This window comes from Arthrobacter sp. AOP36-A1-22 (assembly GCF_052377615.1).
Taxonomy (GTDB): Bacteria; Actinomycetota; Actinomycetes; order Actinomycetales; family Micrococcaceae; genus Arthrobacter_H.
The window spans coordinates 1-24,881 of record NZ_JBQSWX010000022.1 but is presented as its reverse complement, the minus strand read 5'-3'; the positions used below and the strand labels follow the sequence as shown (position 1 = coordinate 24,881).

General features: G+C 66.5%; 22 protein-coding genes, 1 tRNA gene, 1 pseudogene and 2 riboswitches. Of the genes and pseudogenes, 7 read left to right on the top strand and 17 right to left on the bottom strand.

Annotated elements, in window-relative coordinates; genetic code table 11:
- Positions 1-11: 11 nt before the first annotated feature.
- Positions 12-2,432 carry a DNA helicase PcrA gene (pcrA, locus tag ACT3S2_RS12520; RefSeq protein ID WP_444555438.1) on the bottom strand — a complete coding sequence of 807 codons (2,421 nt, stop codon included), beginning with the start codon at positions 2,430-2,432 and terminating at the stop codon, positions 12-14.
- Positions 2,433-2,497: 65 nt separating this feature from the next.
- Here pcrA and ACT3S2_RS12515 point away from each other — a divergent pair, with 65 nt between their 5' ends.
- Positions 2,498-3,217 carry a hypothetical protein gene (locus ACT3S2_RS12515; RefSeq protein WP_444555437.1) on the top strand — a complete coding sequence of 240 codons (720 nt, stop codon included), beginning with the start codon at positions 2,498-2,500 and terminating at the stop codon, positions 3,215-3,217.
- Between the two features lie 94 nt (positions 3,218-3,311).
- A tRNA-Arg gene (locus tag ACT3S2_RS12510) sits at positions 3,312-3,385 on the top strand.
- 354 nt (positions 3,386-3,739) lie between these two features.
- On the opposite strand, the gene ACT3S2_RS12505 is transcribed toward ACT3S2_RS12510, so the two are convergent.
- The 11 genes from ACT3S2_RS12505 to ACT3S2_RS12455 all read right to left on the bottom strand — a co-directional run bounded on the left by ACT3S2_RS12505 (position 3,740) and on the right by ACT3S2_RS12455 (position 16,828).
- Positions 3,740-4,969, bottom strand: a complete 1,230-nt coding sequence (locus tag ACT3S2_RS12505) for an ROK family protein (RefSeq protein ID WP_444555436.1) — start codon at positions 4,967-4,969, stop codon at positions 3,740-3,742.
- Between the two features lie 231 nt (positions 4,970-5,200).
- Positions 5,201-7,084 carry an ABC transporter ATP-binding protein gene (locus tag ACT3S2_RS12500; RefSeq protein WP_444555435.1) on the bottom strand — a complete coding sequence of 628 codons (1,884 nt, stop codon included), beginning with the start codon at positions 7,082-7,084 and terminating at the stop codon, positions 5,201-5,203.
- A gap of 74 nt (positions 7,085-7,158) precedes the next feature.
- A complete protein-coding gene (locus tag ACT3S2_RS12495) occupies positions 7,159-9,516 on the bottom strand; it encodes an FdhF/YdeP family oxidoreductase (protein ID WP_444555434.1) in 2,358 nt (785 codons plus the stop codon).
- 10 nt (positions 9,517-9,526) lie between these two features.
- Entirely contained in the window at positions 9,527-10,417 is an 891-nt protein-coding gene (gene fdhD / locus ACT3S2_RS12490) for a formate dehydrogenase accessory sulfurtransferase FdhD (protein WP_444555433.1), read from the bottom strand.
- Positions 10,418-10,478: 61 nt separating this feature from the next.
- A complete protein-coding gene (locus tag ACT3S2_RS12485; RefSeq protein ID WP_444555432.1) occupies positions 10,479-11,726 on the bottom strand; it encodes a molybdopterin molybdotransferase MoeA in 1,248 nt (415 codons plus the stop codon).
- Positions 11,726-12,001, bottom strand: coding sequence for a DUF6457 domain-containing protein (locus tag ACT3S2_RS12480; protein WP_444555431.1), 276 nt, complete (start codon positions 11,999-12,001; stop codon positions 11,726-11,728). The genes ACT3S2_RS12485 and ACT3S2_RS12480 overlap by 1 nt, the downstream gene beginning before the upstream one ends.
- 22 nt (positions 12,002-12,023) lie before the next feature.
- Positions 12,024-12,764 carry an NTP transferase domain-containing protein gene (locus ACT3S2_RS12475; protein WP_444555430.1) on the bottom strand — a complete coding sequence of 247 codons (741 nt, stop codon included), beginning with the start codon at positions 12,762-12,764 and terminating at the stop codon, positions 12,024-12,026.
- Entirely contained in the window at positions 12,761-13,258 is a 498-nt protein-coding gene (locus tag ACT3S2_RS12470; RefSeq protein ID WP_444555429.1) for an HNH endonuclease, read from the bottom strand. The genes ACT3S2_RS12475 and ACT3S2_RS12470 overlap by 4 nt, the downstream gene beginning before the upstream one ends.
- A 284-nt stretch (positions 13,259-13,542) precedes the next feature.
- On the bottom strand, positions 13,543-14,520 hold the full coding sequence (locus ACT3S2_RS12465; protein WP_444555428.1) for a C40 family peptidase: 978 nt from the start codon (positions 14,518-14,520) through the stop codon (positions 13,543-13,545).
- Between the two features lie 6 nt (positions 14,521-14,526).
- Positions 14,527-14,701, bottom strand: a riboswitch (cyclic di-AMP (ydaO/yuaA leader).
- 133 nt (positions 14,702-14,834) lie between these two features.
- Entirely contained in the window at positions 14,835-15,842 is a 1,008-nt protein-coding gene (locus tag ACT3S2_RS12460) for a M23 family metallopeptidase (RefSeq protein ID WP_444555427.1), read from the bottom strand.
- Positions 15,843-15,846: 4 nt separating this feature from the next.
- A riboswitch (cyclic di-AMP (ydaO/yuaA leader) is annotated at positions 15,847-16,018 on the bottom strand.
- Positions 16,019-16,129: 111 nt separating this feature from the next.
- Positions 16,130-16,828 carry a metal-dependent transcriptional regulator gene (locus tag ACT3S2_RS12455; protein WP_444555426.1) on the bottom strand — a complete coding sequence of 233 codons (699 nt, stop codon included), beginning with the start codon at positions 16,826-16,828 and terminating at the stop codon, positions 16,130-16,132.
- 179 nt (positions 16,829-17,007) lie between these two features.
- Here ACT3S2_RS12455 and serC point away from each other — a divergent pair, with 179 nt between their 5' ends.
- Entirely contained in the window at positions 17,008-18,129 is a 1,122-nt protein-coding gene (gene serC / locus ACT3S2_RS12450) for a phosphoserine transaminase (RefSeq protein WP_444555425.1), read from the top strand.
- A 3-nt stretch (positions 18,130-18,132) separates the two neighbouring features.
- Here serC and ACT3S2_RS12445 read toward each other — a convergent pair whose 3' ends face one another.
- Positions 18,133-18,711 carry a DUF3027 domain-containing protein gene (locus ACT3S2_RS12445; RefSeq protein WP_444555424.1) on the bottom strand — a complete coding sequence of 193 codons (579 nt, stop codon included), beginning with the start codon at positions 18,709-18,711 and terminating at the stop codon, positions 18,133-18,135.
- 2 nt (positions 18,712-18,713) lie between these two features.
- A complete protein-coding gene (locus ACT3S2_RS12440; protein ID WP_444555423.1) occupies positions 18,714-19,097 on the bottom strand; it encodes a cold-shock protein in 384 nt (127 codons plus the stop codon).
- Positions 19,098-19,293: 196 nt separating this feature from the next.
- Between ACT3S2_RS12440 and ACT3S2_RS12435 the strand changes: the two genes are divergently transcribed.
- From ACT3S2_RS12435 to ACT3S2_RS12420, 4 genes are all read left to right on the top strand, one after another.
- Complete coding sequence (locus ACT3S2_RS12435) at positions 19,294-19,521, top strand: hypothetical protein (RefSeq protein ID WP_444555422.1); 228 nt, start codon at positions 19,294-19,296, stop codon at positions 19,519-19,521.
- 87 nt (positions 19,522-19,608) lie between these two features.
- The gene (locus ACT3S2_RS12430) at positions 19,609-20,319 is read left to right on the top strand and encodes a response regulator transcription factor (protein ID WP_444555421.1); all 711 of its coding nucleotides are present in this window, start codon (positions 19,609-19,611) and stop codon (positions 20,317-20,319) included.
- Between the two features lie 12 nt (positions 20,320-20,331).
- Positions 20,332-21,819 (top strand): sensor histidine kinase, encoded by a 1,488-nt coding sequence (locus ACT3S2_RS12425; protein WP_444555420.1) that lies wholly within the window; start codon positions 20,332-20,334, stop codon positions 21,817-21,819.
- Between the two features lie 118 nt (positions 21,820-21,937).
- Positions 21,938-22,228 carry a WXG100 family type VII secretion target gene (locus tag ACT3S2_RS12420; protein WP_444555419.1) on the top strand — a complete coding sequence of 97 codons (291 nt, stop codon included), beginning with the start codon at positions 21,938-21,940 and terminating at the stop codon, positions 22,226-22,228.
- Here ACT3S2_RS12420 and ACT3S2_RS12415 read toward each other — a convergent pair.
- The 3 genes and pseudogenes from ACT3S2_RS12415 to ACT3S2_RS12405 all read right to left on the bottom strand — a co-directional run.
- A complete protein-coding gene (locus ACT3S2_RS12415; protein WP_444555418.1) occupies positions 22,218-23,438 on the bottom strand; it encodes an HTTM domain-containing protein in 1,221 nt (406 codons plus the stop codon). The two genes, ACT3S2_RS12420 and ACT3S2_RS12415, sit on opposite strands and share 11 nt — an antisense overlap.
- Before the next feature lies 1 nt (position 23,439).
- Positions 23,440-24,210 (bottom strand): DUF5819 family protein, encoded by a 771-nt coding sequence (locus ACT3S2_RS12410; protein ID WP_444561761.1) that lies wholly within the window; start codon positions 24,208-24,210, stop codon positions 23,440-23,442.
- Positions 24,211-24,337: 127 nt separating this feature from the next.
- Positions 24,338-24,881: pseudogene (locus ACT3S2_RS12405) on the bottom strand (hypothetical protein); the annotation flags it as partial.

Below are 24,881 nucleotides of genomic sequence, written 5' to 3'. Positions count from 1 at the left end.
CCGGAGACGAATCAGCCGAGTTTGCTCAGCGGCGCATAACGCAGCAGCAGACGCTTCTCCTCTGCGGTGAACTTCACCTTCGCCACGGTCTTGTCCCCCGCCCCCTCCAAGGCGAGCACCACGCCCTCGCCGAAGGTGCTGTGGGAGACCTTGTCCCCCACGGAGAGCTGGATGACTTCCTTCTGTGGCTGCACCCGTCCCGCGGCCCGGGCCGTGGGCGCGGTATGTAGCGAGCCGGTTTCGATATCCCCGGCGCGACGTCCGCCCCCTCCCCCGGTACCGGCACCCCAGAAGGATCCGCCGTCGTACCGGCTCGTGGCGAAGTCTCGGCTGCCAAAGGCCCCGGGCGCCGAACGGATCGCCCCTTCGCGTTTCCAATCGAGCAGTTGGCTGGGAATCTCCTCCAGGAACTGGCTGGCCGGGTTGTACTGCGACTGGCCCCACAGGCTGCGGTATTCCGCCCGGGTGACATAGAGCCGGCGACGGGCCCGGGTCAGTCCGACGTAGGCCAGCCGGCGTTCCTCGGCGAGCTCCTTGGGGTCGGTCATCGAACGCTGGTGCGGGAAGATGCCGTGTTCCATGCCCGTGAGGAAGACCGTGGGGAACTCCAGGCCCTTGGCGGTATGCAGGGTCATCAGGGTCACCATGCCTTCACGCTCGGCCATCTGCGCGCCCTCGTCGTCGTCGGGGGCATCGGGGATCGAGTCGGCGTCGGCCACCAGCGAGACCTGCTCCAAGAACCCGCCCAGCGTGCCCTCGGGGTTCTCCCGTTCGTAGTCCCTGACCACGGCGACCAGTTCGGCCAGGTTCTCCACCCGTGATTCATCCTGCGGGTCATCGGATTTGCGCAGCATCTCCAGGTAGCCGGTCTGCTCCAGTACGGCCTCCACCGCGGCAGCCGCCCCGGAGCCTTCGGCGACCACCGCGAGGTCGTCGATGATCTTCACGAAGCCGGCGACGGCCTTGGTGCTGCGGGTGGCCAGCCCGGGAGCCTCATCGGCGCGGCGCAGGGCCTCCATGAAGGGGATGCGCTCCTTCTCCCCCAGGGCCGCCACCGCATATTCGGCCCGGTCGCCGATCCCGCGTTTGGGCACATTCAGGACGCGCCGGACGTTGACGTCGTCCTCCTGGTTGGCCAGCACCCGCAGGTAGGCCAACGCGTCCTTGATCTCCTTGCGGTCATAGAACCGCGTGCCGCCGACGACCTTGTATTTCAGGTCCACCCGCATCAGCTGTTCCTCCAGCGAGCGCGATTGGGCGTTGGTGCGGTAGAACACGGCCACGTCCCCGGGGCGGATGCCCTCCTCGTCGTTGAGCCGCAGGATCTCCCGGGCGATCCACCGGGCCTCGTCCTGTTCCGATTCGCCCACGTAGCCCACGATCCGCGGGCCCTCCCCCTCGGCGGTCCACAACCTCTTCTCGGGGCGATCCTCATTGAGCGAGATCACCGCGTTGGCTGCGTTGAGGATGGTCTGGGTGGACCGGTAGTTCTGTTCGAGCTTGATCGTCTCGGCTTCCGGGTAGTCCTTGCCGAATTCGACGATATTGCGGATATCGGCACCACGGAAGGCGTAGATGGACTGGTCGGAGTCACCCACCACGGTCAATTCCCCGCCCGGGGTCTGCCCGTCGGGGCCGGTGAGTTCGCGCACCAGCGAGTACTGCGCGTGGTTGGTGTCCTGGTACTCGTCGACCAGCACATGACGGAACCGCCGCCGGTAGTTGTCGGCAATGCCGGGAAAGGCCCGGAAGATGTTCACGACCTGGCCGATGAGGTCATCGAAGTCCATGGCGTTGGCCTGGCGCAGCCGCTGCGTGTACCCGCGGTAGACCTCCGAGACGGCCGCGGCGAACGGGTCGTTCATGTTCGTGGTGGAGGCATTCTCCTCGTCGTCGATCAGTTCGTTCTTCAACGCCGAGATCCGGTGTTGCATCGCCTTGGGCGCGAACTTCTTCGGGTCCAGGTCCAGCCCCTTGGCGATCAGCGTGATCAGCCGCAGGGAATCGGCGGCATCGTAGATCGAGAAGTTGGATTTCAGTCCCACCGAGGTGGCCTCGCGACGCAGGATCCTCACGCAGGAGGAGTGGAACGTGGAGATCCACATCTTCTGCGCCGGTTCCCCCACCAGCTCCCCGATACGTTCACGCATTTCGGCGGCGGCCTTGTTGGTGAAGGTGATCGCCAGGATCTCATGCGGGCGGGCCCTGCCCGTGGCCAGCAGGTAGGCGATGCGGTGGGAAAGCACCCGGGTCTTGCCCGAGCCGGCACCGGCGACGATCAGCAGCGGGCTGCCCGCATGCTTCACCGCCCGTTCCTGCTCCGGGTTCAGCCCCTCCAGCAGTTCGGCGGCCTGCGGGGGCCCGGAGGCGCCGGCGTCGTTTGCACTCAGGCGCGAGCGCGCCTCGGAAAAGTCGTCGAAGAGAAAATCCATGGTCCCCCCAGTCTACGGTTGCCGGCGTTTTCCCGCCCCGGCCCCCGTCCCGGCATAATGGCGCCATGTCCAAGAAGCCCGCACAGCGCCGCAAGAAGTCCCGCCAGCAGAAGAACCAGGCCACGGGGAACCCGGGATCGCCGGCGAAAAGCGGTGCGGGCGGTCCGCCCCGCCAGTCTCCGGGCAGTGTGCCCCCGCGGCCGGGCAGCGCCCTGGCCAACACCACCACCGGCAGGACCCCGGAACAGGCCCAGGGCAACGGCAACCTGATCCTCTGGGCGGGGCTCGGCGCCGTCCTCCTGCTCTTCTGGTACTATCACCTGCTGGTCTTGAACCAGATGCAGGACCTCTCCGGGGGCCTGGCGATGCCCGATCAGCTGCTCGGCGGCTTCGACGCGGACTACATCCGGAAACTCCAAACGGTCATGGACGACGATGCCCTGGGCCAACTGTCCTACGTGCATAAGACGGCGGGCACGTTGTTCCCGCTCTTCACCGCCCTGGTGGCGATGCTGGCCATTGCCCTGCATGTGCCGCGGCGGGGGCTGCGCTGGGGCTTGTGGGCGATCCCGCTGCTGTTCGCGATCGTCTCCCTGTGGACCAACCCGATGATCGACGGGCTGCTCGCCGGAACCACCGATCCGGACCGGGTGGGCCTGGCCTCGGCGTTGACCATCACCGGCTGGATCCTGCTCTTCGCCACGGTGGCGACCGCCCTGGCGGTGGTCATCGCCTCGTTCGTGCGCACGTTCCGACGCAGGTGGGGCGAGGCCGGACTGTCCTGAGCCGGGGCGGACCCGACCGGAGTCGTTTTCGGTGTGACCGGATTCTGCCGCTAGGATGGTTGCTGTTCGCCCGGGCTCAGCCCCACGGCGATTGGTCCCTGTAGCTCAGTCGGATAGAGCGACCCTCTCCTAAAGGGTAGGCCACCGGTTCGATTCCGGTCAGGGGCACCCTGTTCCCCCGCGTCCGGCACCCCGGGCCACCGGACGAAGGCACCCATTAAACAAATATTGGTGCCGACCGGCGTATGGCTGATGGCTCCCTTAAAAACATCAACGGTGCCGGTCGGCACCCATGTCAGCCCTGTTCCCCGTAGCCGCCAACCTGCCGTTCCCCCACCAGGCACGGAAGCCGTTGAGACTCGCATTGCCGTGTCGATGGGCAACTTGGTGGCTGCAGCACTGACACTTATATCTAATTCCACTGGACTTAGAATGTCAACCTTCGAAACCAACCCGTTATGACAACGGGCGCCACCGGTTTTCACCGATGACGCCCGTGGCGTCATATCTTGCCGTCGAGGCTCAGTTCAGGAGCAGGACGCTGGCCTTGGGCGACAGGCTGGCGTCGAGGATGGCGCAGCCGCCGCCGATGGCGGCGACCTCCGGGCCCAGCTCGGAATCGACGACGCTGATCGAATGGACGTCCTTAGCGTTGAAGCGCTGGTTGATAATCTCGGCGGCCCCGGACAGGACGTGGTCGCTAATCAGCGGCCAGTAGGGTCCGCCGTAGATGACCTTGTCGACGTCGAGGGCGTTGATCAGCTGGGCGACCATATCGGCGGTCCGGCCTGCGAAGTCGCGCAGTAGTCCGATGGCGACCTCGTTGCCTTCGTCCGCCAGTTCGGCCAGCTTCATCATCCCTTCGGCCCGTCCGGCGACATCGGCGTTCTCCGGGATGCCCAGGTCCAGCCCCGCCTTGGTGGCCTTGTTGTCGAGGTTCTCGAAGGAGGTCGCCCCGGCCAGGCAGTCCTTGCGACCGCAGGCGCAGAGCCCGGTCTCCTCACCGACCGAGAAGTGGCCGATCTCCCCCGCGTTATTGCTCACCCCACGGACGATCTCCCCGTTGATGACCATGCCCACGCCGATGCCCGCCCCGACGTAGACGAACACGAAGTCCTGCTCGTCCTCGGGGTTCTTGCCGTTCCAGACCTCGGCGATGGACGCCGCGATCGTGTCCTTTTCCAAGATGACGTTCAGCCCCAGCTTGGCAGCCAACGGCTTGACGAACTCGACCTTGGTCCAGCCATCGAGCAGCGGCGGCGCCGTGACGTGTCCACCCTCCAGATCCATCGGTCCGGGGACGACGACGCCGACCCCGACGACGCGGTCCCGGGGCTGCCCGGATTCCTTGATCAATTCCTCGACGGCCTCGGCCATCTGGTCCACGGTGGATTCAGGATCCACCACGGCCGGGGTGAAGTACCGCTTGGAATGGAGCACTTCGCCGCGCAGGTTCAGCATCACCTGGGTGATCCCGGCCGGGTCCAGGTGGATGCCGACCGCGAGCTGGCGGTTGACTTCGAGTTCCAGCACGGTCCGCGGCTTCCCCGGACCGGAGACGATGGTGCGGTCCTCACGAACCAGCCCCTCATCGAGCAGGCGACGGACGACGTTGGAGATCGTTTGGGGCGACAAACCGGTGGATCCCGCCAATTCGACCCGACTAACTCCGTCGAGCGCCCGCCGGATCGATTCAAAGATAACCGCTTGGTTGAAGTCGCCTAGGCGCCCAAGGTTGGTGCCGCGCTGCATGTAATCTCCAGATCATTTCGTACCACGGATGATTGTTGATCGTGGCGTGTCTCTCCCAAGCAACGCCACCCAGACCGTGCTCCTGAGGAGCACATGGTCCTTGATTCTACATATACGACCAGTCCCCATGGCCGAGCGCCATGGCCAAAGCCCCCAAACCCGGCCCTGTTCAGCCGGTGGAAGCCGTTTCTCCGGGCCGGGACGCCGGGGCGCGTTGCGGTGGGCCGCCGCTCACTGCCCCGGGGCCGCTTCGGGGCCCGTGGAGGCGAACTGGGTCCGGTAGAGCTCGGCATACCGTCCACCGACGGCGAGCAGTTCGGCATGGCTTCCGCGTTCGACGATCCGACCTCCCTCGACCACGAGGATGGCATCGGCGGTGCGGATCGTGGAGAGCCGGTGGGCGATGACCACGGCCGTCCGACCGGCCAGGGCCTCCCCCAGCGCAGCCTGGACCGCTGCCTCGCTGGTCGAATCCAGGGCCGCCGTGGCCTCGTCCAGCAGCACGACCCGCGGGGCGCCAAGCAGCAGGCGGGCAATGGTCAGGCGTTGGCGTTCGCCCCCGGAGAGCCGATAGCCGCGTTCGCCCACCATCGTGTCCAGCCCGTCGGGCAGTGTCCGGATCAGGTCGTCGAGCCGGGCCCGCCGCAGGGCATCCCACAGAGCCTCGTCGGAGGCCTCCGGATGGGCCATGCGCAGGTTCGCCGCGATGGTGTCGTGGAAGAGGTGGCCGTCCTGGGTCACCATGCCTATGGTGGCCCGCATCGAGGCGAAGCGGGCCTCGCGGACATCGAGTCCGGAGAACTCCACGGAACCCTGATCGACGTCGTACAGCCGGGCCAACAATTGCGCGATGGTCGATTTTCCCGCACCCGAGGAACCGACCAGCGCGTAGGTCTGCCCTGCGGGGACCTCGAAGTCGATGCCATGCAGGACCTCCTGGCCACCTCGGCTGTCCAGCACGGACACGTCCTCGAGCGAGGCCAGGGAGACCTTCTCGGCGCTGGGGTAGCCGAAGCGCACGTCGCGGAAGCGCACCGATACCGGCCCGGCGGGAACGTCGGTGGCCTCGGGGCTCTCGGTCAACAGCGGTTTCAGGTCCAGGATCTCAAAGACCCGGTCGAAGGAGACCAGCGCGCTCATCACCTCCACCCGGGCATTGGCCAGCCCCGTCAGCGGCGCGTACAGGCGTGTCAGCAGCAACGCCAGGGTCACCACGTCACCGGCCTTCAGCCGGCCCTCGAGGGCGAAGGCACCGCCGAGCCCGTAGACCAGTGCCAGGGTCAGGGCCGTGACCAGGGTCAGCGAGGTCACGAAGAAGAACTGGCGCATGGCGGTCTTCACCCCGATGTCGCGGACCCTGGCGGTGCGTTCGGCGAAGGCCTGCGCCTCGACCTCGGGTCGGCCGAAGAGCTTGACCAGCGTGGCCCCCGGCGCCGAGAAGCGTTCGGTCATCTGCGTGCCCATATCCGCGTTGTAGTCCGCGGCCTCGCGGCGCAGGCGGGCCACGGTGGCCCCCATGCGTCGGGCGGGGATCAGGAAGATCGGCAGCATCAGCACCGCGATCAGGGTCAGTTGCCAGGAGTAGCTGACCATCACCCCCGCGGTGAGGATGAGGGCCACGACGTTGCTGACGACCCCGGAGAGGGTTCCGGCGAAGGCCTGCTGGGCACCGATGACGTCGTTGTTCAGCCGGCTGACCAGGGCCCCGGTCCGGGTCCTGGTGAAGAAGGCGATGGGCATCTTCTGCACGTGTTCGTAAACGGTGGTGCGCAGATCGTAGATGACTTGTTCACCGAGGCTGGAGGAGAGCCAACGGTTCCACAGCGAGACGCCGGCTTCGGCGATGGCCACGGCCGCGATCAACAAGGCCAGCCGCACGATGGTGGACAACGGCCCGTCGGCGACGATGGCGTCGATGACCTTGCCGGCCAGCACTGGGGTCGCCACGGCCAGGACCGCGGCGACGGCCGACAGGATGACGAACAGGCTCAACCGGCGCCCGTAGCCGCGGGCGAAATCAATGATCCGACGCACGGTCCCGGGGGCGAACTGCCGCCCGGTTTTTCCCGAGGACATCTTATGCAGGGAGCTCCAGGCTGCCTGGTCCATGCTCACGGCGGGGTCCTTCCATCACGACGTCCCGGCACGTTGCCGGGACGCGCCCCCATGCTACCCGCGGCGGGGCACCCCTAGGCTGCCGGTTCCGGCCGGCGGGCGGGACGCTCGCGTTCGTCGAAGGTCCGGCTGGGTTCTTCGGTATGCGGAACGAACCCGACGGTCATGGCCTTATAGCCGGGGGTGTTCGACTCCCTGGCGACCAGTCCCCGGTGGACCAGGGCATTGGCTTCCGGGAAGTAGGCGGCCGCGCAGCCGCGGGCCGTGGGGTAGGCCACGAGCCGGAACCGGTTGGCTCGGCGCTGGGTTCCGCCGAACGTGGAGATCACATCCACCAGGTCGCGGTCCGTGAATCCGAGCTCGGCCAGGTCCTCCGGGTGGACCAGGATGACCCGACGCCCGTTGGAGATCCCGCGGTAGCGGTCGTCCAGACCGTAGAACGTGGTGTTGTACTGGTCGTGGCTGCGCAGCGTCTGCAGGATCAGGTGCCCCTCGGGAGCCGAAAGGTATTCCAAGGGGCTGACCGTGAAGCGGGCCTTGCCGATGTCGGTGGCGAAGGTCCGGGTATCACGCGGCGGGTTCGGCAGGACGAATCCGTTGCGGGTGCGCACCCTCCGGTTGAAGTCCTCGAAGCCCGGGCAGACGGCGGCAATGTGATCGCGAATGACGTCGTAGTCCTGGGCCATGGTCCGCCAGTTGACCGCATGGTCCTCCCCCAGCGTCGCCGCGGCCATGCGGGCGACGATGACCGGTTCGGCCAGCAGGTGCCGGGACATCGGGGCGAGCCGGCCCTGGGTGGTGTGCACGACGGACATGGAGTCCTCCACCGAAAGGAACTGCGGGCCGGTGGGGTGCTTATCGTCGCGATCGGTGCGCCCCAGCGTGGGCAGGATCAATGACGTCCTGCCGTGGACGACGTGGGAGCGGTTGGGTTTGGTGGAGATGTGCACGGTCAATCCGGCCCGGCGCATCCCGGCCTCGAGTGCTTCGGTATCGGAGCAGGCCAGCGAGAAGTTCCCGCCCATGGACACGAAGACATCGACGTCGTCGTTCTCGAAGGCCTCGACCGTGTCGGTGGAGTCGTAGCCGTGCTCGCGGGGGGTGGTGATGCTGAATTCCGCATCCAGGGCGGCCAGGAAGTCCTCCTTCGGTTTCTCCCACACCCCCATGGTGCGGTCCCCCTGGACGTTGGAGTGACCGCGGACCGGGCAGGCGCCGGCCCCCGGCTTGCCGAAGTTCCCCTGCAGCAGCAGGACGTTGATCAGTTCCTTCAGGGTGTCCACGGAATGCGGCTGCTGGGTCAGTCCCAGGGCCCAGCAGATGATGGTTCCCTTGGATTTGGCCAGCATCGAGGCGACCGTCGAGATCTCCTGGCGGGAGAGTCCGGTGGCTTCCTCGGTGGCTTCCCAATCGATCGTGGCCCGGGCCGCGGCATAGGCGTCGAAACCATTGGTCTGGGACTCGACGAATTCGCGGTCCACGATGCTGCCCGGGTGACGGGCCTCCTCCGCCAGGAGCAGGTGACCGAACGCCTGGAACAGGGCCAGGTCCCCGCCGACCTTGATCTGCAGGAATTCATCGGCGATCCGGGTCCCGCCCCGGACCAGGCCGTCGACGGTTTGCGGGTCGCGGAAGTTGAGCAGGCCGGCCTCGGGCAGCGGGTTCACGGCGACGACCTTGGCCCCGCGTTTGCGGGCGTCGGCCAATGCCGAAAGCATGCGCGGATGGTTGGTCCCGGGGTTCTGCCCGATGACGAAGATCAGCTCGGAATGTTCGAAGTCCTCCAGCGATACCGTCCCCTTGCCGATGCCGATGGTCGGGCTCAGCGCGGTGCCGGAGGACTCGTGGCACATGTTCGAACAGTCGGGCAGGTTGTTCGTCCCGATGCTGCGGGCGAAGAGCTGGTACATGAACGCCGTCTCGTTCGCGGTGCGTCCCGACGTGTAGAAGACGCAGCGGTCGGCGGTCGTGGCGTTGATGTGCTCGCCCACGGTGGCGAAGGCCTGCGACCAGGAGACGGGCCGGTAGTGGCTCTCCCCTTCACGGATCATCATCGGTTCGGTGATCCGGCCCTGGTTTCCCAGCCAGTACTCGGTCTTGTCGCCCAGGTCCTCGATGGAGTGTTCGGCCCACCAGGCGGCGTCGGCCGTCCGGGTGGTGCTCTCCTCGGCGAGGGCCTTGGCCCCGTTTTCACAGAATTCGGCGGGCTTACGGGCCCCGGTGATCGATTCGGGCCAGGCGCAGCCGGGGCAGTCGACCCCTCCGCGCTGGTTCACCCGCAGCATCGAGCGCAGCGTCCGGCTGACCCCGGCCTGGGAATATCCGCGGTCCAAGGCGACCATGACCGCCTTGACCCCGGCCGCCGTCGTCTTCGGGGCGCCGACTTCCAGCGCATCCTCATTGATGTCCTGTTCAGGAGCCGAGCGCTTCACGTCGACCGTCCTACTTCCTGTTGTCCGGGGCGGCCGGGGCGTGGGGCGCCGGCGCCTGGTGGTCCACGGAGTCGTCGGTGTCGATCCGCTCCGGGTGGGTATAGAGGTTCACGCTGCTTCCGCGGGCGAAGGCCGCAACGGTCAGTCCGGCCCGCTCGGCGAGTTCCACGGCCAGTGACGAGGGCGCCGAGACGGCGCAGAGCACGGGGATGCCGGCGAGGTAGGCCTTCTGCACCAGTTCGAAGGAGGCCCGGCCAGAGACCTGCAGGACGGTGTCGCGCAGCGGCAGCCTGCCTTCCCGCAGGGCCCAGCCGACGACCTTGTCCACGGCGTTGTGCCGTCCGACGTCCTCGCGCAGGCACAGCAGGTTCCCGTCCGTGTCGAACAGTCCTGCCGCGTGGACCCCGCCGGTCTTGCCGAAGAGTTCCTGGCTCGAGCGCAGGGTCGTGGAGAGTCCGAGGAGGGTTCCGACGCCGATGACTCCGCTGGACGGGGCCACGGTGAACCGGCTGGTCTTGGCGACCGCGTCGATGGAGGCCGTGCCACAGATCCCGCAGGAGGAGGACGTGAAGATATGCCGGTCCAGGGACGGGTCGGGGATGATGGCGCCTTCGCCCAGGCCTGCTTCGACGACGTTGAAGGTCTGGCGGCCGTCCTCGTCCTCGCCGGCGCAGAACCGCATGCTGCTCAATTCCTCCGGGCCGCCGATGATTCCCTCGCTGACCAGGAAGCCGGCCACCAGGTCGAAGTCGTTGCCGGGGGTGCGCATGGTGATGCTGAAGACGCGCCGGCCCAATCGGATCTCCAACGGTTCCTCAGCGGCGATCGTCTCTTCGCGGACACGGGAGCCGGTCTCCGAGGAATAGTGGACGACACGGCGCCGCCGGGTCAGTCTGCCCACCCGTTGGCCTCCTTCTTCGCGCCGCCGATCTCGGACCACAGGGGTTCCACGGCGGATTCTTTCACCGACCGTACCATGGCAGTTCCAGGTAGGTGAGCTCTCCTCCGGCCGCCACTCCCTCCGGGGGGACGACCATGACGACGTCGGCCTGGGCCAGGCCACGCATCATGGCCGAGCCGGTGTGTTCGGAGGCCACCAGCTGCTGCCGGGCCACCGGATCCGTCCATCGGGCTGGCAGGAGCCGGTGGGAGTGCCCGGCCCCCCGGACCGCCTCCCCGGTCCGCACGGCCACCGGCGCCGACGGCGGTTGGCCGTTGGCTCCTTGGAGCAGGGGTTCCAGCAAGGTCACCACGGCCATGAAGGCCGCCAGGGGGTTGCCCGGCAGTCCCACCAGGAGCCGTCCGCCGGGCAGGCCCCGCAGCAGGGCCGGGTGCCCCGGCCGCATCGCCACCGAACCCACGATCGAGGTTCCCCCGAGTTCCTCGGCCACCGGACGCACATGGTCGGCGGGCGAATGCCCGGTCCCCCCGGTGCTGAGCACCACATCGGCGCCCCGGGCGGAGTCGGAGTCCAGTGCGTCCCGGGTCGCCGGGGCGTCGTCCCCGATCCGCAGCACGTCCGCCACGACCCCGCCGAGGGCCTCGATGCACCCCGGAAGCACCGGACCGAAGGTGTCCCTGACCTGTCCCGGGGCCGGAATGCCCGCGGTGACCACCTCGTCGCCGGTGAGCAGCAGACGGATCCGCACCGTCGAGGCGACCGGCAGCTGGTCATGTCCTCCGACGGCGACCACCGCGATGCGCCCCGGCGTCAGACGGGTGCCGGCACGAAGGAGCAATTCCCCTTCGGCGGCCTCGCGGCCCGCCGGGCGGATATCGGCCCCCGCGGCGGGGGCGTCGGGGGTGGAGAGTGTTCCGGTGGCCGCCTCCAGCTCGCTTGCTTCCTGCCGGAGCACCGCCGTCGCCCCCTCGGGCACAGACTCCCCGGTCACGATGGCCCGGGCCCGGCCCGGTTCCAGCGGCGACGGCGTGCTGCCGGCGCCTGCGTGGGGCCGCGGTTGTTCGGCGTCGTCCCCGGAATCCTCCCGGGGCCGTTCCACCTGCCAGGGACCTTCCCCCGCCACGGCCCAACCATCCATCGCCGAGGAGGCATAGTGGGGCATGGTGTGCAGGGAGTGGATATCCTGCGCCAGGACCCTCCCGGCAGCCCGGGCCAGAGGGACCAGTTCGGGCTCCCTACGGGCCGCCGCCAGCGCGCTTCCGGCCTCGTAGGCCAGGCGTCGCGCCTGGTGCCAGTCTGCTTCTGGCACTATTGCTCGGAGCCGCTGCGCCGTGCCAGCAGTTCGTTGACCCGCTGCGTGGCCCCCTGCATGGAGGCCTTGTCATCAGCCATGCCGGCTCCGGCCGCCAACCCGGCGGCAAAACCTGCGACGTAGGTGGTCACGGGCGCGGCCGGACGAATGATCGAATGCGCGGCGACTCCTGCCATGCCCAGGATGGCGTCGATGTCCACGGGGGCCTCGGGGATCTCGAGTCCCTTCAGCAGTTCGGTGACCCATTCATCCAGCTCGGGCATCTCGGACATCCATACCTCCTGTTGCAGCGGGCTACCGGCCCCTGGCTTCATCCGACGGGCGGCTGATTCCTGCCCGGTCGGCGTCTTCCCAAGTGTCCACGTCGGTGTAGTCCACACCGTCGAGGGACACCCTGACTATCTGCACCTTAGCAAGCAGGCGCATCATCGAGGAGTTGGCCAGCCCCTTCCCCTGGCTCGTCGCGGACTCGACGGCCTGGACCAGTGCCCCGGTCTCCACCACACAGCTCAGGGGTTGGAGTCTTCCGTCGGCATCCACCGGGACCCAGGCCCTGCCGAAGTCGACTTGCCCCAGGCCCTGGGCCTCGATTCCTTCGGTGGCGGGCGTCGGCGCAACGGGGCCGACCGCTTGGTCGCCGGCATGGGCCACGATGCCTTCGACCACCGGGCCGGGATCGATCAGGTCGGCGGCCAGGATCAGGGTCAGGGGTGCCTGTTCCACCGGGGCCGGGACTTCCCCGGCCGTCCCTTCACCCAGGCTGTGCAGGCCGGCGGCCACGGCGGCCGCCGGGCCGGCGAAGGCCGGGTATTCGCGGGTGAGCGTCAGGATCTGTCCGGCGGCTGCCCCCTGGGCGTAATCCGAGATCACGGGGTTCAATTCCGTCGGACCGACCACGGCGATGCGGTTCGCCGACGACGCGGCCCGGAGGGCATGTTCCAACAGGGTGGACCCCCCGTGGGCCAGCAGTGGCTTATCGCGTCCGCCCAGCCGGCTCCCCCGGCCACCGGCGACGATGATGGCGTCGAATTTCATGCTGCCGTCCCGGTGAGGAAGTCCGACCATCCGGGTGCCGGACGCTCCAGTTCGGTGATGAACCATTGGGGCCCGCGGGGCCGGAGGGGTGTGAATCTGGGTTTCCATCCCAGCTGGCGCAAGGTCTTGTCTCCCTTGGTGCTGTTGCAGTCCAGACAGCAGGCGATGAGGTTCTCCCAGGTGTTGGTGCCTCCGCGGGAACGGGGCGTGATGTGGTCGACGGTGGTGGCTGCCTTGCCGCAGTACCCGCATCGGCGGCCGTCCCGGCGCAGCACTCCGCGTCGGGTGACGTTGGCTGCGTTCCGGTAGGGCACCTTGACGTACCGGTTGAGCAGGATCACCGACGGTCTTCCGACGACCGTCCGTGGGGTCACCACTGGTTCGCTGTCCTCGGCCAGGACGCTGGCTTTGCCGGTCAGCACAAGAAGCAGCGCCCGGCGGAAGGTCACCACCGCCAGTGGTTCATATCCTGCATTCAATACCAGGGTTCGCATAGGCGTTCCTTGTCGTGGTGTCCACCCGTGGTCAGCGGACCAAACCGTTGACCGCGGTTCTCGTGCAAGGTCCATCGGGCACCAGCCTAAGCCCGCAACCCCCGTCGTGGGGACCACCCCGCCTCGTCGCCGCGCGTGTCACTCCTGCCCCCACGACGAATTCATGCTGCCCTGTCCGGGGGGTTCATGCCCGGGATCGTTTCCCGTCGTCGGGGTGTCCGCTGGCTTAAAAGTAGTGGAGCCCCCACCCTTTCGGGTGAGAGCTCCACTAGATGCTAAGTCTATTAGCCAGCGATCGTGTAGTAGCCGACCAGCGGGGCCGCGTACGGGCCCGTGGTGTCGCGGATGACCGTGCCGGCCTTCGGGTTCTGGGCCCCGACCATCTTGCCGCCACCGATGTAGATGCCGACGTGCGAGTCGTTGCTCTGGAAGACCAGGTCGCCCGGCTTCGGGCTGGAGGTGCGCACGAGCTTGCCGGAGGCGCGCTGTGCCGCGGCGTTGTGCGGCAGGCTGACGCCGGCCTTGCCGTAGATGTACTGCACGAAGCCGGAGCAGTCCCAGCCGCCCGGGGTCGAGCCGCCGAAGACGTATGGGGATCCGATGTACTGCTTGGCCATGCTGGCAATGCTGGAGTTGCCGGTGCTCGGGGCAGTCTTCGTTTCCTTCTTCGTCACGTTGGAGGACGTCGAGGAGGTGTTGCCCGAGGACGCGTTGTTCGAGGAGGAGTTGCTCGACGAAGTGTTGCTCGAGGACGAGTTGCTCGAGGAAGTCGAGTTCGAGGCGGCAGCGGCCTGACGACGCTCGGCGGCAGCTTCCTGAGCTGCTTCCTGGCGCTCGGCGGCAGCTTCCTGAGCTGCTTCGCGACGCTCGGCGGCGGCCTTCTCGGCTGCCTCGCGCTCTGCCTTCTGTGCTGCGCGGTAGTCGGCGCCATCGGTGGCGGACTTGATCGAGCGAACCTTGACGACCGGGGCGTCCTTCTTCTTCGCGGCAGCGACCTTGACCGTGCCCTGCACGGAGGCCTTCTTGGCGACGAGGTCGGCCTGCAGGACGTCGGAAACCGGCGCCTTATCTGCTTCGCGGGTGGCCGGGGTGGCCTGGGCGGGAACGCCGATGGACAGGACGAGGCCCGATGCTGCGGCGATCACGGCGGCCTGACGGCCAACGGAGCCTGCGTTGGAGGACACTGCCTTGGAGATCGACTCCAACGGATTGGTGCGAACTGGGGTGGCGCGGTGACGGCCAAGAGCGTGACGCGTGGTCATGAATTGATTACCTCTCCCAATGCCTGCGAGGTGAGCTGTCGGATTCGAGTGGGAGTCACTCGGTGTCTGGCCCGCTGGACGGACCCTGACACTTAACCCCAAGGATCCTGATGGACCCGAAATGTGGTTCCCCCGCTACTGCCAAGCGATTTTGCGAACGGACCTCGGGCAGTGGCAGTATTCGGCAATCTGCTCGAGTGTGCCTGACCCCTATGCGGTCTGGCACGACGACAACATTATATGAAGTGCTTCTAAAAGTCACGTTCAGGTCACGAAACGGTTAGCTCCAGGTCACGACCCGCGACTTTCCGGGGCTAAAGCCACCCTGCGGGGTCAACCGGCGTGTCGTCGACCAGGACTTCCAGATGGACATGGCAGCCGGTGGAGTTGCCGGTCGTCCCGCTCAGGGACACCACCTGGCCACGCTTGACCTTTTGCCCCACCGACACCTTGAGGCTGCTGTTGTGGTTGTAGGTGGTCTCCAGGCCGTTGCCGTGGTCGACGCGGACCCGGTTGCCCGAATGCCCGGCCCAGCCTGCCTGCACCACGGTGCCCGCGGCCGAGGCCTTCACCGGGGACCCGCAGGCCATTCCGTAGTCCTGTCCGATGTGGACCTGTCCGCCCGCACCGGTGGGATTCGACCGAGCGCCGAACGGGGAGGTGATCCGGACATGATCAACCGGCTGGGCAAGGACGCCGCGGGTATTGATCCGACTGACGTCCCCCCTCGAGGCGGACATCAGGTAATCGAGCTGGTCGTCCTTGCTGAAGCTGCTGGAGACCGAGGCGCGGACGATGGCGAAGTCATCGGAGTCCGGCACGTCGACGTCGGCGATATTGGCGCTGGCCTGGTGGGCGACCCGCTCATCGGGCCCGGCGGGCTCGTCGCCGCCATCCAGCGCCGGGTACGCGGCCGCCAAGGCCAACCCGGAGACCGCTGCCACGGCGGCAAACCGGTGGCTCCAGGCCAGGACGGGGCGGCGCGGGGAATGCGTGCGAGCCCGGGGGCCGGCGGCGCGGACACCGACGGGCAGGCCGATCACCGTGGAATCGAACGACTCCCTGGTGTCCTGCGGTGCGGGGAAAGACTGTTGGCTGCCTGCCGGATCGGCCAGGAGCGGAACGATGTCGGCAAGATCGGCCGGCTGCTCGGCGGCAACCGCCTGGGCTGCCTCCCAACGCACCGAAGTCGCTGGTGCCGCGTAACGCATGGTCGACGCAAACCGCCGGGGCACATACGGGCCGTGGACGATGTCCGGTGCTACAGCTTCGGCCAGCGGTGCCGGGGCGGCACGCCGCCCGGAACGTTTTTGCTCTGTCAAACGAGAGACCTCTCATGGCGCCTGCGGAGTTAGCTGTCGGGTTCGGATCCCACGGATCCGGCCGCGCACAAAGCTGCAGCTTCACCCCAAGACGGCCTGGTGCCAAGGAAACAGGCGAGCCGGCCGTCGGTGTTTGGGTTCTCCACCCCTGCCTGTCATTTGGGCGAACGGACCCGATCCGCAGGCAGGGCTAAGCGTCGGAACGAGTGGATGAGGACGAATCCCCATCCGTTATCCACGCTACCCGAATCGGATACGAAGTAACAGTTCCGTTATAACTATATCGACTATAGCGATTGCCGTGCCACGAAAACGTGGGCACTGACCTCCACGGGAAGCTCCAGGGCTCCTTCGATCCCCTCGACGCGGACCAGGACGTAGTCCCCCGCCCGTTCCAGGGTCACTTGGGCCCCGGGACGGATGCCGCCTTCATTGAGCTGGGCGAGCAGTTCGGGATCCACCTGGATCGCCTCGGCCAGCCGTTCGACGGCCACCGGCCCGGTGTTCTCGTCCAGCAAGGCGGAGTCTAGGTTCTGTACCCCCATGGAGAATTCGTGGGCCGCCGGTCCCCCGAGGGCCTCCAACCCGGGAATCGGGTTGCCGTAGGGAGAGTCGGTGGGTTTGCCCAGCAGATCGTAAAGCCGCTTTTCGACGCGCTCGCTCATGACGTGCTCCCACCGACAGGCCTCGTCGTGGACGTATTCCCAATCCAGTCCGATCACGTCGGCCAGCAGCCGCTCGGCCAGACGGTGTTTGCGCATCACCGAGGTGGCCCGTTCCCGTCCAGTGACCGTGAGTTCGAGGTGCCGGTCCTGGTTGACGACCACCAGGCCGTCGCGTTCCATCCGGGCGATCGTCTGCGAAACCGTCGGCCCTGAATGGTCCAGGCGTTCGGCAATGCGGGCACGCAGAGCCGTGATTTCCTCTTCCTCGAGTTCCAAAATGGTCCTCAAGTACATTTCCGTGGTGTCGATCAGATCTGTCACTGCGTGGCACTCCTGTAGGGCGGGGCGGTCAAGGGGGAACCCGTGGTTGCAACTCTACCTGCGTTAACAATGCCACCTGCTTTCGGCATTCCACCAACTGTTGCGCCACCATTGGTCCGGGGTATTTTCCGAACCCACGAAGTCCACACCACTGATTTCACCGATGGCAGGAGCACCACTTGACCGACTCTCTGAGCATCCCCGCATCCCTCCTGCCGGCGGATGGCCGGTTCGGCGCCGGCCCCTCCAAGGTCCGTCCCGCGCAGTTGGAGGCCCTGGCAGCGGCCAACCCCGGGATCCTGGGGACCTCGCACCGCCAGGCCCCGGTCAAGAACCTGGTCGGCAGCATCCGTGAGGGCCTGTCCACCTTCTTCAGCGCCCCCGAAGGTTACGAAGTCATCCTCGGTGTCGGCGGCTCCACGGCCTTCTGGGACGTCGCCTCCTTCGGCCTGGTCGAGCAGAAGGCCCAGCACCTGTCCTTCGGCGAGTTCGGTTCGAAGTTCGCCAAGGCCACCGACCGGGCCCCTTTCCTGCAGGGGTCCTCGATCATCTCCTCGGAGCCCGGCACCCGGCCGACCCCGCTCGCGGAGCCGGGCGTGGACGTCTACGCCTGGCCACAGAACGAAACCTCCACCGGTGTCGCGGCACCGGTGAAGCGTGTGGAGGACGCCGACGACGGGGCCTTATTGCTGGTCGACGCGACCTCGGCGGCTGGAGGGCTGGCCGTGGACGTGTCCGAAACCGATGTCTACTACTTCGCCCCGCAGAAGAACTTCGCCTCCGACGGCGGTCTCTGGTTGGGCTTGTTCTCGCCCGCTGCGCTGGAACGCGCCGGACGCGTGGGGTCGGGCGAGCGTTGGATCCCCGATTTCCTGGACCTGCGCACGGCCATCGACAACTCGTTGAAGAACCAGACCTATAACACCCCGTCGCTGGCCACCCTCGTGACCCTGGATGAGCAGATCTCCTGGCTCAACGACCAGGGCGGTCTTGATTGGGCGGCAGCCCGCACCGCCGACTCGGCGGGCCGGGTGTATTCATGGGCCGAGGCCTCCGAGGTCGCAACCCCCTATGTCGTGAAGACCGAAGACCGGTCCAACGTCATCACCACCATCGACTTCGACGATTCCATCGACGCCGCCCGGGTGGCCTCCATCCTGCGCTCCAACGGCATCGTGGATACCGAGCCGTACCGGAAGCTGGGCAGGAACCAGCTGCGGATCGCCACGTTCGTGGCGATCGAACCGGACGACGTCTCGGCCCTGACCGCCTGCATCGACTACGTCGTGGAGAACATGTAGCCGCTATCGGCGACGACGGCGGGACCGGGAGCGCTGCGGACCCCGGCCCGCAGGCTGCTGGGTCTGCTCGGCCGCGGGGGCTTCCTCCCCGTCCCCGTCATGCTGCTCATCGGCCGGAGCCTGCGCGGGCTCGGCCGCCGACCCCTTCCCGGTGCCCGTGGCCGCGGAGGCGGCTGCGCCGTCGCTCTGTTCTGGCTTTTGTTCCGGTTCCTTGCCGCCGGATTCCTGCCCCGCGGCTTCGGCCGCCTCGGCTTCCCGTTGGGCCTGGAGTTCCTCGGGGCGGACCCGGTCGGCCCACGGCACCCATGCGGGGGCCACGATGGCTCCTTCGCCGGGCAACAGCCCGGTCTCGCAGACCGTGGCCACCTTCCCGCGCGGAACCCGGGCCAGTGTCACGTACCAGTTCCATCCGGCGTACCCGGGGAGCCTGGCCTCGAAACGGTGGGTCAGCACGCGATCGTCATCAGCGGCGACGCCCAGGTGCTCCCCCACCCAGCCGGGTTCCACGGTGGCCGACAGCGTCATGCGGGCGAGGTCGGTTTCGGCGCTCAGAAGGGCGTCGACTTTTGGTGCCCGTGCCATGATCAGGCGTCCAAATCGTCGGCGACGCGGCGCAGGACCGCAGCAATCTTGGTGGCCTGGCCCTTCTCGGGGTACCGGCCCTTGCGCAATCCATTGGAGACCTTGTCGAGGACCTTGATGAGATCCTCGATCAGGATCGCCGTGTCCTCTGCGGGCTTCCGCTTGCCACGGACCACCGAAGGGGCGGCCTCCACGACGCGCGCCGTCAATGCCTGGGCCCCTTTACGGCCCTGAGCGATCCCGAACTCCATACGGGTGCCCGCGCGGACCTCGCTGACGCCCTCGGGCAACGCCGAGGCGTGCAGATACACCTCCTGGCCGTCGTCGGTGACCAGGAACCCGAAACCCTTGGAGGCTTCAAACCACTTCACTTTGCCAAAAGGCACTTCGCCTACCTCGTTCTCGCGTACCGGCGACGCCCGGCCCGATGGCCGCGCCGCGTCTGGATTCCCGACCGAACCCGCATCGACTGCGTCTGGGCGCGGATGCGATCCTGGTCGGGGAAGTCTATTCGTCTAGAGTACGGCATGGGCGCGGCCGAGAGGACTTTGTCCGCCGCCCCGACGCTGATATTTTGACCGGGTGAACACCCTTGATTCCCCCGCCACCGCACAGCGCATCGTGACCGTGTTGGCCGCGGCAATCGCCCTGGTCTCCGTTGCGTGCCTGTCCTTCGTCCTGATCCAGTACACCGCGGGTGCCACTCCATTCACCCCGGTCATGGCCGTCGGCCTCTACGGGCTACCGGTCGCCTTCTTGTTGCTCATCACCCTGCTTCTGCTGCGCATCAACGCCAGACGGCGTCGATGAGACCATCGGCCCGCGCCGATACCCTCGTACCATGGCACACAACTGGCGCACAGAAAACTCCCAGACTTTACACGCACAATTGGTGCCATGACTGACAAACCTGCGGAAGCCAAGCTCCTCGTCGTCGACGACGAACCCAATATCCGTGAGCTGCTGTCCACCTCCCTGCGTTTCGCCGGCTTCGACGTCACCGCTGCGGCCAACGGCCGTGAAGCCTTGGCCGCCGTCGAAAAGGAACTCCCGGATCTTGCCGTGCTGGACGTCATGCTCCCGGACATGGACGGGTTCACCATCACCCGCAAGCTCCGCGCGGCCGGCCGCCACTTCCCCGTCCTGTTCCTGACGGCACGCGACGGAACCGAGGACAAGGTCCAGGGCCTGACCGTCGGGGGCGACGACTATGTGACCAAACCATTCAGCCTCGACGAGGTCGTGGCCCGGATCCGTGCCGTATTGCGACGGACCCAGCCGCTGGACGAGGACGATGCGATCATCCGCGTGGACGATCTGGAACTCGACGACGATGCCCACGAAGTCCGCCGTGCCGGCGAAGTAGTCGACTTATCCCCCACCGAGTTCAAGCTGTTGCGCTACCTGATGATGAATCCGAACCGGGTGCTCTCCAAGGCCCAGATCCTCGACCACGTCTGGGAATACGATTTCAACGGGGACGCCTCCATCGTCGAGTCCTATATTTCATACCTGCGCCGGAAGATCGATGCCCGGGAGGACTGGCCGGCCATGATCCAGACCAAGCGGGGGGTCGGCTACCTGCTGCGCTCGGCCGATCGGCGCTAGGTCCGGCCTCTGGTGCGTTCGCTCCCCCGCCTCCTGCGGCAGGTATCCCTCCGCTCCAAGCTCGTGGCCCTCATGGCCACGTTGATGATGTGCGGGGTGCTGGTCACGGCATTGTCCGCGTCGGCCTCGCTTCGGCTGACGCTGCAGGACCAGATGGATACCGATCTCAAGGACAACTCGATCGCCCTGGCGAACATCATGTGGTCTTCCTGGAAGAACCAGGAGATGCCCAGCGAGGGGGCGACGCTGGAGTTCAACCGCTTCCGGGGGACCTTGCGGGACAACGACGGCAACGTGCGTTACGAACTCCCCCATCGAAAGCACACCGATGCACCCGAAGTCCCGCCGATGACCGTCGATGAGGTCCGGGACCTGAAATCCTTCAACATGGACGTCCCCGGCACGGAGGAATCCTCCCGTGGCTGGCGCACGGGTATCTACACCCTGCGCAACAACGACGGATACATCGTCGTCTCACTGCCCCTGCAGTCGACGATGGGCACCGTGGACAAGGCCACGAAACTCGTGGTCACCAGTGGCACGCTGGTGACCCTGGTGATGTCGATGATCGCCTACGGCATCACGGGGAGGGCCCTGAGGCCGTTGGTCCGGGTCGAACGCACCGCCGCGGCGATTGCCGCCGGGGACCTTTCCCGACGTGTTGAGGAATATCCCCCCGAAACCGAGGTCGGCCGATTATCCCGTTCTCTGAACGCGATGCTGGCCCATATCGAGCAGGCCTTCCGCGGGCGGGCCGCCTCCGAACGCAAGATGCGCCGCTTCATCCAGGACGCCTCCCATGAGCTACGGACCCCTCTGGTGACCATCCAGGGCTACTCCGAGCTCTACCGGCACGGCGGGGTGAGCGGGGAAGAGCAGATCGGGACGGCCATGGGCCGGATCGAAGGCGAGGCCAAACGCATGGCCCAGCTCGTGGAGGATCTGTTGACCCTGGCCCGCCTCGATGAACAACGCCCCTTGGAACGCCAACCGGTGGATCTGCTGCAGTTGGGCTCGGATGCCGTGGAGGACGCCCGGGTCAATGCCCCAATGCGCGAAGTCCGTCTGGTGGGCCTGGACGGACCGCAGGCCACCAGCGCCCCCAGTAGCGGCGATGAGCTTCGGCTGCGCCAGGTCGTGGGGAACCTGATGACCAATGCACTGCGCTATACCCCCGAAGGCTCACCCCTTGAAGTGGCGGTCGGGGTCCTGCCGGTGATCGACGGGCGTTCGGATGCCGTGCTGGCGATCCGGGACCACGGCAGCGGGATCTCCGAGGAGGACGCAGCCCGGGTGTTCGAGCGGTTCTATCGGGCCGATAGCTCCCGCCAGCGGGAGACCGGCGGAACCGGACTCGGATTGGCGATCGTCGCGGCCATTGTCGCCCAGCACGATGGGTCCGTCCGACTCACCGAAACCCCTGGTGGTGGGGCCACCATGTCCATCCACCTGCCGTTGGTCCCCGCCGACTCCTCCTCCACGGACGACGACGGGTCCTGAACCTTCCACAGTTTGTTCCCGATCGGCGCGGGAGCGCTTCCTACTCGTGCATCGTGTTGCTGGGGCACATCCGGGTGTCCCCGACCGTGGAGGTCAAGGAAACGAGCGGGGAGTCACCATGAGTAGTTTTTCGGCCAACACAGCAGAAATGCGCGGACGGGCCCAAGCAGTCCAAGGGACCATCGAGCGCCTACGTGCCGAGGTGAACACCATGCAGGCCGGTCTGCGGGACCTCGAGTCCTCCTGGCACGGGGCTGCTGCCTCGAATTTCCAGGCCGTCGTCGCCGATTGGCGGGCCACCCAGATGAAGGTCGAAGAATCCCTGACCGCCATCAACACCGCCTTGTCCCATGCCTCACAGCAGTACGACGATGCCGAGGCAGCAAATGCAAGGATGTTCACCTACTAAGCGGGGCCCCGTTCCGGGCCGCGGCCCTCGCCGAGGCGCCGACAGAGGCCTTCTCTCTGGGGGCTTCCTGTTCAGAAGATTTCTCATCGGTCATGCCATCGGACTCTTCCGCGGGACGCGACGGTTCCGGGATTCGGCCGGCACCTTGACGCCAGGCCTGGACGATCCACGACCGTAACCGCTCCCAGGTGACGTCGCGGATGAAGATCGCATCAATCGCAATCATGGCCAACGAGAACCAGGGCAGGCCCATAAGGACGGCGATGCCGACGTGGAATCCCACCATCGCGAACAGCGCAGGGATCCTCGTCCATCTGAACAACAACGCCCCGGGGAACGTCAGCTGGATGATGATTGAGCCGATGCTGGCGATCGCTACCGCGGGTCCCCAGGCCGTGACCAGGTCGCTGAGCTCCGGCCAGGGCCCGAACCGGACCGTCTGCAAGGGGGCATACACCGCGGTTCCGTCACGCCAGGGCGCCCCACCGGCCTTATAGAGGGCACCCGAAACGTAGACGAAGATGACCTGGCAGGCCAGCACGACGATGACGAGGTTATGCGCTAGGGTCGGCACCGGGTCGGGGACGATCCGAGCGAGGATCCCAGCCCCCTTCCCCGCCCTCTGCTTGCCTGCGCGTTTGGCTCGACGGCGCGCATCGAGCGACCAACGCCCCGAAGGATCAGCGAAGATGAGACCGATCAACGCAATGCGGAAGATATTGTCTCCCTGGTCCGAGGCCAGATCCTGGACCTCGATGAGGCTGACCCACATCACCGTGAACAGCGGGAGGAGGATCCTGGTGCGGTACCCCAGGATGACGGTCACGGCCAGAGCGCCGGTCAGTAGATAGAGCAACGTCAGGGCGGTGTCGTTGGTTGCTGCATGGCGGAAGGCCGAAAACAGCCAGGAGGCGGACAGCTTGCTCTCGGGGTCCTGGATCTGGCCCGTCCATGCCGCACCCGAGCCAAAGGTGTAGTACCGGCTTCCGAAGTTGGTGGTCCACAGCCCCAATGCGGCGATTCCGAGGAGGATCCGGGTGACGGCGAGGCCGTATCTGGCCTTTTTGGTGTCCAGCAACCAGTTTTCGATCGTCACCAAGACGCCGCCGATGGCGGCCAGGAGGTGCCGGGGGCCTTCGCTCCAGAACGAGCCCCACAATCCGGCTACTCCGCCTTTGAAGCCGGCGAACCTGCGTGAAAAATCTTCCATGCTATCTTTCGCCCCTTGCCCGGTTGAAGACTTCGGCGAACCGTTCCTGGTTCTGACCCGGTACGGTGTATCGGCCGCGCCAGCCCGTCGATATCACTACTGCCTCGGGACGTTTGGCCTCAGGATCATGCCGGTGCTTGAACGGAACGACGCTTTGGCGGCTGACCTCGAATTCGACGTAGTTCACCGCGTCTCCCCATACGGCATGGGCTACTTGGGTTGCGTAGGCCGTGGTGGTCTTCTCCGCCTCCATATGTGCCTCGGCGCGATGCTTTTCTGCCGTTGATTCCGCGGAGGCGATCAATGACTGATCAAGCCTGGCGAGCCAATCGTCACCTTTGAAATAGCCGGCGGCGACAACATCCTTCTGGGCCTTCTCGAGTTTGTCGAAGGTCTTCTTATAGTCACGCCCCTGAATCCCCCCGAGAATTGCGGCCCGCTGCGGAGACAGGTGGTGCGTCAGCATGCGTGACTCGACGTCGGTGGCATCGACCCATTCGGTTGCGTTCTTCGAACCTTCTAGCTGGGCCCGCACCTTGACGGTGTAGTCGCCGTTGACCGGGGAGGGAGCGAAGACGCTCCAGCTTTGTCCGAACAACGGCATGATGTAGCTACTCAACGCCTTCTGCGGAACGAGGTCCCGCAAACCACTCGGAGGAGCCACCCATAGGAAGGTGGCCAAAAGGTGCCAAGCCGTGATCGCGACGCACCCGATCGTGACGCCGCGCAACCACGCCGGACGCTTTCTGGTGGGCATTGGAGTGTGTGTCATCAGGGGAATACCTTCGGCCCTTCCGCCAGCGGTACAGCCAACTGCTGGTGTACCGCGACGGTTACGAATAAATGGTGTGGGCTGGCACATCGTCTCCGATGTGCCAGCCCACGTCTTATTGCCTCCGTTAGGAGACTGAACGCCTCCGAGCGATCAGCAGTGCAGTACCACCGGCGAGCAGCAGAGCCAGGGCTGCGAGGCCCAATGGCAAGCTGGTCGCACCGGTGGACGCAAGCCCGCCGCCGTTGTTGACGTTCACACCGGAACTAGCGGAGTCGCTATCTGCTCCGGTTCCAGCGCTGGCATCCGCGGACGAGTCCGCATCGGCAGAAGCCGATGAGTCGCCAGCAGCAGTCACCATGAATCCGACGGTAGTTTCGGATCCGTTGGACTCCTGGCTAGCCGTGACACTGTGCTTGCCCGGGTCAACGTCCTTGAACGTCACCGACCAATCACCATCCTCGTCAACGGTCACCGTCTGGCTCTCTCCATCGTCCAAGGTCACGACGACCTCTTCACCGGGAGTGCCCGTGCCGGTCACCGGAACATCGGCGCTTCCATCATCGGAAGAATCAATGTCCTGGCCCTCCGTGGGGCTCGTGATAACCACATCAGCTGATGCGTCATCCTCGCCGTTGGAAGAGGTATCGGAGTCAGCATTCGTAGCAGCG